General features: G+C 69.4%; 12 protein-coding genes. 4 read left to right on the top strand and 8 right to left on the bottom strand.

From position 1 onward, the window contains the following. Positions 1 to 71 precede the first annotated feature (71 nt). Positions 72 to 1,982, top strand: coding sequence for a heavy metal translocating P-type ATPase (locus KY497_RS09910; RefSeq protein WP_219868961.1), 1,911 nt, complete (start codon positions 72 to 74; stop codon positions 1,980 to 1,982). Between the two features lie 113 nt (positions 1,983 to 2,095). Here the strand turns inward: KY497_RS09910 and KY497_RS09905 are convergent, their stop codons facing one another. The 5 genes from KY497_RS09905 to KY497_RS09885 form a co-directional block, all read right to left on the bottom strand. Next, positions 2,096 to 4,231: a heavy metal translocating P-type ATPase gene (locus KY497_RS09905; RefSeq protein WP_219868960.1), complete on the bottom strand. Its 2,136-nt coding sequence runs from the start codon at positions 4,229 to 4,231 to the stop codon at positions 2,096 to 2,098. Between the two features lie 164 nt (positions 4,232 to 4,395). Next, positions 4,396 to 5,778 carry a hypothetical protein gene (locus KY497_RS09900; protein WP_219868959.1) on the bottom strand — a complete coding sequence of 461 codons (1,383 nt, stop codon included), beginning with the start codon at positions 5,776 to 5,778 and terminating at the stop codon, positions 4,396 to 4,398. Between the two features lie 49 nt (positions 5,779 to 5,827). Continuing rightward, entirely contained in the window at positions 5,828 to 6,169 is a 342-nt protein-coding gene (locus KY497_RS09895; RefSeq protein ID WP_219868958.1) for an SHOCT domain-containing protein, read from the bottom strand. A gap of 1 nt (position 6,170) precedes the next feature. Further along, positions 6,171 to 7,967, bottom strand: a complete 1,797-nt coding sequence (locus KY497_RS16725; protein WP_258185646.1) for a DUF6325 family protein — start codon at positions 7,965 to 7,967, stop codon at positions 6,171 to 6,173. 20 nt (positions 7,968 to 7,987) lie between these two features. After that, a complete protein-coding gene (locus KY497_RS09885; protein WP_219868957.1) occupies positions 7,988 to 8,722 on the bottom strand; it encodes an AAA family ATPase in 735 nt (244 codons plus the stop codon). Positions 8,723 to 8,909: 187 nt separating this feature from the next. Here KY497_RS09885 and KY497_RS09880 point away from each other — a divergent pair, with 187 nt between their 5' ends. The 3 genes from KY497_RS09880 to KY497_RS09870 are packed head-to-tail and all read left to right on the top strand — an operon-like array spanning position 8,910 to position 10,833. Further along, positions 8,910 to 9,380 (top strand): MarR family winged helix-turn-helix transcriptional regulator, encoded by a 471-nt coding sequence (locus KY497_RS09880; protein ID WP_218682707.1) that lies wholly within the window; start codon positions 8,910 to 8,912, stop codon positions 9,378 to 9,380. Between the two features lie 26 nt (positions 9,381 to 9,406). Then, the gene (locus tag KY497_RS09875) at positions 9,407 to 9,829 is read left to right on the top strand and encodes an organic hydroperoxide resistance protein (protein ID WP_017831045.1); all 423 of its coding nucleotides are present in this window, start codon (positions 9,407 to 9,409) and stop codon (positions 9,827 to 9,829) included. A 26-nt stretch (positions 9,830 to 9,855) separates the two neighbouring features. After that, positions 9,856 to 10,833, top strand: coding sequence for a zinc-binding dehydrogenase (locus tag KY497_RS09870; RefSeq protein ID WP_141386428.1), 978 nt, complete (start codon positions 9,856 to 9,858; stop codon positions 10,831 to 10,833). A gap of 73 nt (positions 10,834 to 10,906) precedes the next feature. On the opposite strand, the gene KY497_RS09865 is transcribed toward KY497_RS09870, so the two are convergent. The 3 genes from KY497_RS09865 to KY497_RS09855 all read right to left on the bottom strand — a co-directional run bounded on the left by KY497_RS09865 (position 10,907) and on the right by KY497_RS09855 (position 11,789). Continuing rightward, positions 10,907 to 11,095: a hypothetical protein gene (locus tag KY497_RS09865; RefSeq protein WP_218682573.1), complete on the bottom strand. Its 189-nt coding sequence runs from the start codon at positions 11,093 to 11,095 to the stop codon at positions 10,907 to 10,909. A 3-nt stretch (positions 11,096 to 11,098) separates the two neighbouring features. Next, positions 11,099 to 11,287 carry a hypothetical protein gene (locus KY497_RS09860; protein ID WP_141386430.1) on the bottom strand — a complete coding sequence of 63 codons (189 nt, stop codon included), beginning with the start codon at positions 11,285 to 11,287 and terminating at the stop codon, positions 11,099 to 11,101. Between the two features lie 109 nt (positions 11,288 to 11,396). Further along, complete coding sequence (locus tag KY497_RS09855) at positions 11,397 to 11,789, bottom strand: DUF1304 domain-containing protein (protein ID WP_127482541.1); 393 nt, start codon at positions 11,787 to 11,789, stop codon at positions 11,397 to 11,399. Positions 11,790 to 11,840: the final 51 nt, after the last annotated feature.

The following is an 11,840-nucleotide window of genomic DNA, read 5'->3' as shown; positions in this document are numbered from 1 at the left end:
CGCGCCGCGGGTCCCCTCGGGACACGCCGTCTCCCGCTGGTACTGCGTACCGATTCGCGGGAAGCTGGGGCATGAGGTTTCTCCGCCTGCTGTGGCGCTATCCGGCCATCACCACCACCGTTCTCGTGTTCGTCGGCGTGCTGGTCCTCCACGCCGTCGACGCCACGGTCGCCGGTCGATGGATCGCCACCGGCTACGTGGCGGCGTTCGTCGTCTGGACCCTCGTCGGGATGGTGCGCGATGTGCTCCGCGGTCACGTCGGGCTCGACATCCTCGCCGTGGTGGCGATGGTGGCGACTCTCGCCGTCGGGGAGTACATCGCCTCGCTCATCATCGTGCTGATGCTCTCCGGCGGAGAGGCTCTCGAGGACTTCGCCGGGCGCCGTGCGAAGCGTGACCTGTCCGCCCTGCTGGATCGCTCTCCGCGCATCGCGCACGTGCTCCTGCGCCCGCAGTCCGCGGATTCGGATGAGGTCAGGGATCTGCCCGTCGACGAGGTGGCCATCGGCGACGTTCTGCTCGTGCGTCCGGCGGAGATCGTGCCCGTCGACGGCGAGCTGCTCACCGAGACCGGGACTTTCGATGAGTCCTCGCTGACCGGCGAGAGCATGCCCGTGACCCGCGAGTCCGGGGGCGAGGTGCTCTCCGGCGCCATCAACGGAAGTCGGGCCGTGCGGATCAGAGCCGTGCGCACGAGTTCGGACAGTCAGTACCAGCAGATCGTCGCGCTCGTGCATGCGGCGGAAGACTCCCATGCCCCCGTCATACGACTCGCGGACCGCTTCGCCATCCCGTTCACCGCGGTCTCGCTCGTGCTGGCCGGAACCGCCTGGGCCCTTTCCGGGGATGCGACGCGCTTCGCCGAGGTACTCGTGCTCGCCACGCCGTGCCCACTCCTGATCGCCGCACCGGTCGCGTTCCTCGGCGGCCTCTCCCGCGCGGCGAAGACCGGGGTGATCATGAAGGGCGGCGCCGTGATCGAACAGATCGCCCGCGTGCGCTCGGCCGCGTTCGACAAGACCGGCACGCTCACGCAGGGACGACCGGAACTCGTCGCCATCCGCCCGGCGGAGGGCTTCGACGAGGATGAGATCCTGCAGCTCGCCGCCTCTGCGGAGCAGTACTCGACGCACGTGCTCGCTGAAGGCATCCGTCGCGCTGCGCACGCGCGCGGACTCGCGCTCCGCAGCGCTTCCGAAGCCCGGGAGGAGGCCACGAACGGCGTCGTCGCCGAGATCGACGGCCGATCGGTCGTGGTCGGCAAACCGGCCTACGTGGCCGCACTCGCGCCCGACACCGTGCGGGCGACGCTGGAGCTGAGCCAGGCCGCGGCCTACGTCGCGGTGGACGGACGCTTCGCCGGGGTGCTGGTGCTCGCCGACCACCCGAGGCCCGAAGCCGCGGCCGTCGTCTCGTGGCTGCGCACGCACGAGGTGGACCGCGTGGTCATACTCACGGGCGACGTCGGCCCGACGGCGGAGTCGGTGGCCCACCAGGTGGGCATCTCCGAGATCCACGCCGAGCTGCTCCCTCCCGAGAAGGTCGCGCTCGCCGCTGAGCTGCAACCGCGCCCGGTCATGATGGTCGGCGACGGCGTCAACGACGCCCCCGTGCTCGCCGCCGCCGACATCGGCGTGGCCATGGGGGCGAAGGGCGCGACCGCGGCCGGGGACGCCGCTGATGTCGTGATCCTCGTCGACTCGCTGGCGAAGCTCGTCGACGCTGTCGCGATCGGCCGTCACACCCTGCGGGTCGCTCTCACCGCGATCTGGATCGGCATCGGACTGAGCATCGGACTCATGATCGTGGCGATGACCGGACTCATCCCCGCCGTCGTCGGTGCGCTCGTCCAGGAGCTCGTCGATCTCGCGACCATCCTCTACGCGCTCCGCGCCCTGAGCGGCCCCTCCACGGTGCTTCCCGCAGCGCCGGCCCGCCCGAGCACGAGGACCGAGGCGGTTGCTCCGCAACGCGCGGACTGACGAGGAGCGCCCGAACGCTCGGACGCAGACCACCGATGACCGATTCCGTCGCGCTTCTGCAGCATCGGGGGAAGCAGGCTCGTCTCCGCGTCGGCGACGCCCACCTCAGGCGGTCACCGATCGAGGATGGCGCGGGTCGTCACCTCCGGGCGCAGGTCCAGGCGCCGCAGCAGCTGGGCGTTGAGCGCCACGACGATGGTCGACAGCGACATCAGGACCGCTCCGACCGACATCGGCAGCACGAAGCCGATGGGTGCCAGAACGCCGGCCGCGAGCGGCACCGAGAGCAGGTTGTACCCCGCCGCCCACCACAGATTCTGCTTCATCTTGCGGTACGCGGCGCGCGAGAGTTCGATCACCGAGAGCACGGAGCGCGGGTCGTCGCCGGCGAGGATCACCCCGGCCGAGGCGATCGCGACATCGGTGCCGGCACCGATCGCCAGACCCACGTCGGCCTGCGCGAGCGCGGGTGCATCGTTGACGCCGTCACCGACCATCGCGACCTTGCGCCCCTCGTGCTGCAGCTCCTGCACCTTCGCGGCCTTGTCCTCGGGGCGCACGCCGGCGAAGAATCGGTCGATGCCGAGATCTGCCGCGACAGTCTGCGCGACGGCCTCGGCGTCGCCCGTGATCATGACGACCTGCACACCGAGTGCGTGCAGTGCGTCGACGGCCTCGCGGGATTCCGGCCGCACCTCGTCGGCGAGTTTCAACGCCCCGATGACGTGACCGTCCTGAACCACGTGCAGGATGATGGCCCCGTCCCCGCGCCACCGCTCGGCGACGGCGAGCTCATCCGCATGCTCCTCGGCGAGCAGATGCGGGCCGCCGACGCGCACAGTCGTCCCTTCGACGGTCGCCGTGACCCCGACCGCCGGTGACGACGTGAAGTCGCGGCTCTCCGGCACGGACAAGTTCTTCGCGGCGGCGGCGCGGACGATCGCCTTCGCGAGAGGGTGCTCGCTGTCAGCCTCGGCGGCGGCGGCGAGCGCCAGCACTCGATCGCCGTCGTGCTCCCCGGACACGGACACCTCGGACACGACCGGCTCGCCCTTGGTGAGCGTCCCGGTCTTGTCGAACAGCACGGTGTCGACGGTGCGCATGCTCTCCAGTGCCAGGCGGTCCTTGACCAGCACTCCCCCGCGGGCCGCACGCTCGGTGGCGATCGACACGACCAGCGGAATCGCCAGCCCGAGTGCGTGCGGGCAGGCGATCACGAGCACGGTGATGGTGCGGATCACGGCCGCATCGGGCAACCCGACCAGGCTCCACACGATCGCGGTGATCGCCGCGGACCCGAGCGCGAACCAGAACAGCCACCCCGCAGCGGTGTCGGCGAGGCGCTGCGCGCGCGAGGAGGAGCTCTGCGCCTCGGTCACCAGGCGCTGGATGCCGGCGAGCGTGGTGTCGTCCCCGGTGGCGGTGATCTCGACGCGGAGCCCGGAGTCGGTGGCCACCGTGCCGGCGGTGACCTGGTCGCCGATGCCTCGCGCGACCGTGCGCGACTCCCCCGTGACCATCGACTCGTCCATGGACGCCCGGCCGTCGACGATGCGCCCATCCGCGGGCACGCTTCCGCCCGGTCGCACGACCACGACGTCGCCGACCGCGAGGTCTGCGGGTGAGACGATGACGACCTGCCCGGCTTCCACGCGCTCGGCCTCGTCCGGCAGGAGCGCGGCGAGCGAGTCGAGAGCAGAGGTGGTCTGCGCGAGCGAGCGCATCTCGATCCAGTGTCCGAGCAGCATGATCACGATGAGGAGCGCCAGCTCCCACCAGAAGTCGAGCTCATGGTGGAGGATGCCGAGACTCGCTCCCCACGACGCGAGGAAGGCCACCGTGATCGCCAGACCGATGAGCAGCATCATGCCGGGCGTACGGGCTCTGATCTCACTGACGGCCCCGACGAGGAAGGGCTTGCCGCCCCACACGTACATCACGGTTCCGAGCACGGGTGAGACCCATGCCAGGCCCGGCACGTCGGGGAGCGTGTATCCGAGGATCATCGCGAACATGCCGGAAAGCGCGACGGTCGGGACGGCGAGGACGAGCATGACCCAGAACAGCCGCCGGAACTGTGCGACGTGGTCGCCGTGACCCCCGTGACCTGCGTGGCCCCCGTGACCTGCGTGGTCGCCGTGACCCGGGTGATCGTCGTGGCCCTCGTGCGCCGCGTGCATGGGTGCGGAGCCGTCCGACTCGTGATGCGGCGCGGCGTGTGCGGTGCCCTCGTGGTGCGAAGCGCTCATTGCTCTCCTCCTCGGAAAGACGATGCCGTGCAGGCAGCGGATGGAAGCCCGCACAGATGGAGCGGGTCGTCCCGCTCACTCCTTCGGGCCAACCGAGTACCCTCCTGGAGTATTCCCACCTGCACCTCGCCCCGACGTTCGCACCCTCAGGTGCCATCCGCCGCTCAGGGAGCCGGCGCCGTGGCGTGGGAGTCCGGCTCTGCGGTGTCGTGATCGACCGTCGCGGATTCGCCGGGCTCCTCTGTCGGGAGCTCCTCCGTCGTGGACGCGTAAGCCGCGCGCGGGCGCCGGAGCAACTCGATCACGACCGCGAAGACCACGAGCCCCACGGTCACCCCGATCACCGTGCCGAACGCGACCGGCCGCGACGTGATGAGGATGAGAACCGCGACCGCGAAGGCGGCGATGAGGATCGGTCCGTGGAAGCGATCGACCGCGACGCCCAGGCGGCCGGTCGACAGCCCTCGTCGCTCCCACGTGCTCCGGATCGCGGTGAACCCACTATCCAGGAGGCCGCGGATGGCCACAGCGCTGCGGCTCGACCCGGCGAGCCAGGCCCACACGGCGACGAGCACTCCGACCAGGGCGAGCGCCACGATCGTCGAGCTCAGCAGCGAGGTGACCTCGTCGAACAGCGACTGGGCCGCCCCCGCCGTCATGACCGACGGACTCACCGCGCCGATGAAGAACGTTCTCCCGATTCCCATCCCCGCGGACAGGAGCAGGAAAGCGACGGCGAAGCCCACGCTGGTCCACAGGAGGGCACGCGCGCGATCTCGCGCGATCAGGATGCCGGCTACGACGAGCCCGAGCAGCACCCATGGCAGCCAGAACCCCGCCGCGACCGCGATCTGGTAGACGGTGCGCACCAGGACCAGCGCGTCAGCCTGGGCGATCGGGACCGACCTGTCGATCTCGGGGATGAGCTGGGCGAATCCGACGCCACGCTCGGTCAGCACCACCTTGACCCGGTCGACGACCTGACCGAGGTCGATCGAGAGCACTCCATCGTCAGCGAGCTGCACGGCGGTGTCCGGACTGTTCTGCAGGATCGCGACCGCGCGTTCGTGCGTGAACCGCAGCGATTGCGCCCAGATGTCGGCGAACTGATCGGATGCCACGACGTCGTGGATCACGCCGTCGACGAGGGAGGTGAGCCCGCTGGCCGCCGGGGCCTCCAGATGGGAGAGTGCGGATGACGCGCGGGGCGGAAGGTCGAGTTCACGGATTCCGTCGAACACCTCTGCGACGATCTCGCTGAAGTCCACCTGCTCCTGGATGGCGGCGCTGACCTGATCCGCGACGAAGTCCTGTACGTCGGGATCCTCGGCGAGCGGTGCGAAGGTCGCGACGAACCGATCGGCATCGACGAGCTGCAGCCGGGCCCAGGTGCCCATCGCGGCTATCGGAGCCATCAGGACCGCGAGAGCGAGCACGATCCCCGCGACGATGCTCCTCCCCACCGGCCGGCGGCGGGGCCGCTTGAGCGTCTCGTTCTCGTGCTCGAGGAGGACGACGCGGGCCCGCAGGTCTTCCAGTTCACTCATTCGTTGTCCTCGTCTCGGCTGTCGTTCCGACGGCGGGCTGCCGGTCTCGTCAGCTCAGGAGCTTCTGCTTCGCCGCGGCGAACTCCGCATCGGAGAGCACGCCGGAATCCTTGAGGGATGCGAGCTGCTGCAGCTTCGCGATCAGATCGTCAGCGGCGGCGGGTGCCGCCGGAGGCGGAGACGAGTACTGGGCCGCTGCATTCTTGGCGGCGGCATCGACCTGCGCCTGCTGCTGCGCGGCCGCATACTGCTGCTGCTCGTACTCGCCCGGCGCACGCTCCTGCTGATGCCGCGACATCGCGCCGCCGACGGCCGAAGCCGTCCCTGCGACCACTGCGGTCCTGGCGGCGAGGCCGATCAGTCCGGGGCGGCCGAATCTTCTCATGGGCATGTCATTCATCTTCCTGGTCGAGGATGTCCATCACCGCATTCACGACGGGCGCCGGCACGCGCTCGCTGCGCAGCACCTGTCCTCCCGCAGCGGCGAGTTTCTGCGCGAGGGTGCGCGCGAAGGCGAGCTCGAGCACGACCAGGGCGGCGGACTGCCCTGGGGCGATCGCGGCGGCGAGCGCTTCGACGTCCTCCTCACCGGCGAGACCCGCCGCGATCGGCTCGAAGCCGTCGAGATCGAGCTTTCCGTCCTCATCGTCGAGCTCGAGGGCATCCACCAACGACCCGGCCGAGCCCTTCGCCAGACACCTGCCGATGAAGTCCTCGAACTGCGTGCCGAAGTGCACATGCTCGCCGAGCAGTTTGCGCACGGCCGTCTCGCGGGGCCCGAAGAGAAGGCGGATGTTCTCCCCCGAGGCGACGGCTACACCCGCCTCGCACAGCTCATGCGCCTGGTCGTGGTGTCCGGCCTGACGTCGAAGCAGGGCTGCCGTGAGCAGAGTCGCCGATTTCACGGAGGACACCTCTGCGAAGACGTGCGGAGCCCGCAGCATCTCCAGGGCGGTGGCGTAGTCGCCGGCGCGGCGCAGCACGCCGGCGAGGGCGACGTTGACGACGGGAAGGTCCGGGCACTGGATGTACTTGCGCGCGATCCGCATCGCTCGATCCGTTCGGCCGACGGCTTCTTCGAGCAGGGCGACCGACGATTCGCGGAACGCCGGCCAGGAGACGCCGTGCACGACCTCCAGGGGGATCTCCTGGATGCCGATCGCCGCACGACGGCAGGCGGAGACATCACCCGATTCCGCCGCCGCGTAGGCGATCATCATGCGCGCCACATTCGTGAACGAACGATCGGAGCCCCCGTTGGCGATCACGGTTCCGAACTCGCGGACCGCTTCGTCGAGCTCACCCGACCAGTACGAGACGTATCCCGCGGCCGCGGCAGCACTGCCCCCGGCGTAGGTGCTCCAGGGAAGACCGACATCCTCCGCCCCACGAACGGCGATGAGCGACGGTCGGGCCTCGATGAGATGACCGGCCCAGGTCTGCCCGAAGGCGAGATGCCCCAGCGCGCGCTTCGCCAGTTCTCGATCTCCCAGGCTCTGCGCCTCCCTGGCCGCGGCGGAGAAGTACTCGAGCGGGACCATCGGGTTGCCGCGATGCCGGATCTCGGTCCACCCGAGGAGATAGTTCAGCGCCGCGCGGTCGCCGAGATCCGTCGAGTCCGCGTCGAGGAGCATCTGCTGCACCTTCGCGCTCGCCTCCGCGACCTCTGCACGCTCGTCGGCGATGAAGAGCCGGGCGATCTGCAGCACCGCGGGCTCATCGTCGTCGCCCGATCGACCGATCATCGCCTCCGCGCGCCGGAACAGCGCACGGGCCACCCGATGATCGCCGAGCACGTCGCTCGCACACGCGCGCACCAGCAGCACCTGCGCGTCATCGGGCGTGCGTCGCAGCATCAGCATCGCTGTGCATTCGACCTCGTCGGCTCTCGCCCCCACCACCAGACCGAGCCAATGGTGAAGGAGGGTCTCGCGTGCGGTGAGGAACTCGGACGCATGGAGGGAGTGCGTGATCGATGCCGTCGGATCCGTCGCCTGCAGCGCGGCAGCGGCGCGGCGGTGGCATCCAGCGGCGCGTTCGGCATCGATGTCCAGGATCTCGGCGCATCGCCTGGCGAAGGAGGCATGCCAGCGGTACACGACCCCGTGAGGGCCCTCGAAGCGGTCGAGGAACAATCCGAGGCGCACGCAGGTCTCGAGCAGGGCCGCCGCGTCGGGGCGACCGGTCACCGCGGCCGCGAGCGCAGGGGTCAGCTCGCTGCAGACGCTCCCCTGAGAACGAAGTCGGCGACCTCAGGAGGGAGCGTCGCGAGCACGTGCTCCCGCACGTAGTTGCCCAGGAAGCCGGCGGCGCTCTGTGCGCGCTGGTCGGGCCTCGCTCCGCCGATCATCATCAGTCTGACCGCGATCGGCCACCCCTGGGTCTCCTCGAAGATGGTCTGCGCCGAGAGGCCGTCCGTCTCCCCGTCGAGCAGCAGCCGCACTTCCTCTTCCGTGAAGCTGAGCGTGTCCGCGCCGACGAAGGAATCCGGACGCGTCACGCGGTGCCGGGAGAGGGTCACCTCGAGCAATGTCGTCCCCACCAGCACGATCCGCAGGCTGTCCGGCGCCTGCTCGGCCAGCATCCCCAGAAGTCCCGCACGACAGCCCTCCCCTGCGCGCTGAGCATCGTCGACGATCAGGTGCACGCGCTCGTCCGCATCCTCCAGAACTCTGCAGATCTCCTGGTATGCCCGGTGCGGGTCGTCCAGATCCCGGTCAAGGTCCAGGAGACGCACCGAGCGCTCCGCGCCCCGGATCAGCGCGTTCACCACGCCCTGGGTCAGCCGCGACGGGTCGGAGTCGAAAGCGTTGAGCCCGAGCCACGCCACGTGTTCGAGCCCTGACGCCCACTCGGCCACCGAGGTCGTCTTCCCGAATCCGCTGGGGGCACTGACCACGGTCAGCGGGTCTCTGGCGACGGCCTCCGAGATCACCGCGCTCACCCGATCGCGTCGAAGGGCACCTGGTTGGGGTGCCGGCGGCCGGAATCGCACCGTGGGTCCCGGCCTCGTCGAGCGTACGGGGTGCGACATGGCACCAAAGCTAGTGCTGTGCCGGATGCACCTTCAAGGGCATCCTCGCGCGTTCAATCGAGTTGTGCACAATTGAATCGCATGCAATGCTTTACTCATGCCCGTGACCGATGAGATGGTGTGCTTCTCCCTCTACTCCGCTGCGCGCGCCACCACGCAGGCGTACCGGGCTCTGCTCGCCCCCTGGGGGCTGACGTATCCGCAGTATCTGGTCCTCGCCATCCTGTGGCACGAGGGCGATCAGACGATCGGTTCGCTCGGAGACGCCATGCAACTCGACTCCGGGACCCTCTCGCCCCTGGTACGCCGCCTCGAGCAGGCGGGCCTGGTTGCGAAGACGCGCAGCCCCCAGGACGAGCGCGTCGTCACGGTGCAGCTCACCTCCGCAGGCCAGGCGCTCCGCGGGGACCTCGCGAAGATCCCTGCCCAGATCGCGCAGCTCTCCGGCATCCGCGACGACGCGCACGGCCGCCGGCTCATCGAAGAACTCCACGAACTCACCGCTCTGCTGCAGAGCGGTGTCTCGACACCGGCCACCGGCGCCACCGCGCTGCGCGCCGGCGAATGACCACCCTCCCGGAAGGAAACCCCTCAATGGAAGCCCTCTACACCGCAGAAGCCCTCGCCACCGGCGCCGGCCGCAACGGACACGTCGCCACGAACGACGGTCGCGTCGAGTTCGATCTCGCCATCCCCAAGGAGATGGGCGGCAGCGGCGACGGGGCCAATCCCGAGCAGCTCTTCGCGGCCGGATATGCCGCATGCTTCCACTCCGCTCTGCAGTCCGTCGCGCGGGCGCAGAAGATCAAGATCGACCACAGCTCGGTCGGCGCGCGCGTGCAGATCGGGTCGAACGGCGCCGGCGGCTTCGGCCTCGCGGTCGAACTCGAGGTGGTCATCCCCGAGCTCGCGCACGATCAGGCCCAGGCACTCGCCGACGCCGCACACCAGGTCTGCCCGTACTCGAACGCGACGCGCGGCAACATCGACGTCACGATCACCGTGTCGGACGACTGATCAGCGGCAGGAAAGGAAACCACATCATGCGTGCACTCATCCATTCCCGATTCGGCGAAGCCGAAGACGTCCTCGCGGTCGAGGAGCGTCCCGTTCCGGAGCCCGCAGCAGGGCAGGTCCGCCTGCGCATCGTCCTCTCCCCCATCCACAACCACGACCTGTGGACCGTGCGCGGCACCTATGGGTTCAAGCCCGAGCTGCCTGCGGCCTCCGGCACCGAGGCCCTGGGCATCGTCGACGCCCTCGGTGAGGGCGTCGAGCACCTCGCGGTCGGACAGCGCGTCGCGACCGGCGGCACCTTCGGCGCCTGGGCCGAGTACATCGTGGCGAACGCCGCCGGACTCATCCCCGTGCCCGATTCCCTCTCCGACGAGAGCGCGGCCCAGCTCGTCTCGATGCCGTTCAGCACGATCAGCCTGCTGCAGTTCCTCGACGTCAACGAGGGCGACTGGATCGTGCAGAACGCGGCGAACGGCGCTGTCGGACGCATGCTCGCGCAGCTCGGCGCCGCGCGCGGCGTGCACGTGCTCGGGCTGGTGCGCCGCGCGGAGGGTGTCGAGGAGCTGCGTGCCCAGGGCATCGACAACGTCATCTCGACCGATCAGGACGACTGGCGCGAGCAGGCTGCGCGCCTGACCGGCGGCGCGCCGATCGTCGCCGGTGTCGATTCCGTGGGCGGCTCGGCCTCCGGCGACGTGCTCTCGCTCCTCAGCGAAGGCGGCATGCTCGTCGCGTTCGGGGCGATGAACTCCCCCGTCATGGAGATCGCCTCCTCCGATGTGATCTTCAAGCAGGCCATCGTCAAGGGCTTCTGGGGCAGCAAGGTCATCCAGCAGCTCGACGCCGCCACGCGCGGGGCCCTGTTCGGCGAGCTCATCCAGCGCGTCACCGATGGGACGCTGACCCTCCCGGTCGCCGGCGTGTTCGACGCCGCCGATATCGCCGATGCCGTGCGTCTCAGCATGACGCCCGGCCGCGTGGGGAAGGTGCTGCTGCAGTTCTGATCGATCTGCCGCTTCGAAAGGGTCGTCCGCACACGGGCGGCCCTTTCGCATACCCGCCCTGCGGCGGCCGCGCTCAGTTGAGTTCGTCCGCCTCGGCGATCCTGTCGAGACGATCGACCAACAGGTATCCCGCGCTCTCCATCGCTGACGCCGCGTAGACCACGACACCTATCAGGATCACCGTGAACACGATGATCCCGGCGATGTTGCGGCGACGGGTGATGGTGATCACGAGCGCCGTCGCCACGCCGCCGATCGCCACTGTCTACCCGGCGATAGTGGCACACGCCATGCGGATCGCCGATTCGACGGTCAACGGGCCATAACTGTTGAGCAGTACCGCGAGCAGCACAGGTATGACGACCACGCTCAACACGAGGATCACCCGTCGGCGAGACCACCACGGCACGGGCCGGGCGAGAACCGGTGCGGTCTCCAGCGACAGTGTGCTCATCCCGTCACCCTAGTGAGGGCACTCCCAGGAGTCGAGTTCCCGCCGCCACGCCCCAATCGCGCGATCGGGTTGTGACCTCTCCCGCGACTGATTGCGACCCCAGCAGAGCTCAACCGATGGCGACGGCGATGGCCGTGGCGATGATCGCGAGCAGCGGAAGGGTTCCCTGCATCGCGGCGGCGCGGACCTTGGTGGAGTCCGACAGGACGAGCACCAGAGCAGCGGCGACCATCATGCCGGTGCCGGCGAACACGAGGGTCAGACCCACGGTCGCGAAGCCGACGATCGTCAGACCGATTCCGAGCAGCGCGGTCAGCGCGAGGAACAGGTTGTAGAAGCCCTGGTTGAACGCGAGCGCCTTCATCGTCACGGCATCCGCCTCGCTGGCGACGCCGAAGATCTTCCTCGTCTCGGGCTCGGTCCACTTCAGCGACTCGAGCGCGAAGATGAACACGTGGAACGCGGCGGCAGCCGCGGCGAGGACCAGACCGACGATGAGCATACGGCGATTGTCCCGCGCCGGGGTGCCGCACACCAAACGCCCCCGGGCACT

The sequence above is a fragment of the Microbacterium sp. PAMC22086 genome (genome assembly GCF_019443525.1).
In the GTDB taxonomy this organism is placed as follows: Bacteria; Actinomycetota; Actinomycetes; order Actinomycetales; family Microbacteriaceae; genus Microbacterium; species Microbacterium maritypicum.
The sequence above is the reverse complement of the archived record's forward strand: the minus strand, read 5'-3'. Positions and strand labels throughout refer to the sequence as shown.

What these genes read in the sequence shown, in the direction of transcription:
- KY497_RS09910 (WP_219868961.1), top strand. Translation starts at nt 72, where the DNA reads ATGAGGTTTCTCCGCCTGCTGTGGCGCTATCCGGCCATCACCACCACC.
- KY497_RS09905 (WP_219868960.1), bottom strand. Translation starts at nt 4,231, where the DNA reads ATGAGCGCTTCGCACCACGAGGGCACCGCACACGCCGCGCCGCATCAC.
- KY497_RS09900 (WP_219868959.1), bottom strand. Translation starts at nt 5,778, where the DNA reads ATGAGTGAACTGGAAGACCTGCGGGCCCGCGTCGTCCTCCTCGAGCAC.
- KY497_RS09895 (WP_219868958.1), bottom strand. Translation starts at nt 6,169, where the DNA reads ATGCCCATGAGAAGATTCGGCCGCCCCGGACTGATCGGCCTCGCCGCC.
- KY497_RS09880 (WP_218682707.1), top strand. Translation starts at nt 8,910, where the DNA reads ATGCCCGTGACCGATGAGATGGTGTGCTTCTCCCTCTACTCCGCTGCG.
- KY497_RS09875 (WP_017831045.1), top strand. Translation starts at nt 9,407, where the DNA reads ATGGAAGCCCTCTACACCGCAGAAGCCCTCGCCACCGGCGCCGGCCGC.
- KY497_RS09870 (WP_141386428.1), top strand. Translation starts at nt 9,856, where the DNA reads ATGCGTGCACTCATCCATTCCCGATTCGGCGAAGCCGAAGACGTCCTC.
- KY497_RS09860 (WP_141386430.1), bottom strand. Translation starts at nt 11,287, where the DNA reads ATGAGCACACTGTCGCTGGAGACCGCACCGGTTCTCGCCCGGCCCGTG.
- KY497_RS09855 (WP_127482541.1), bottom strand. Translation starts at nt 11,789, where the DNA reads ATGCTCATCGTCGGTCTGGTCCTCGCCGCGGCTGCCGCCGCGTTCCAC.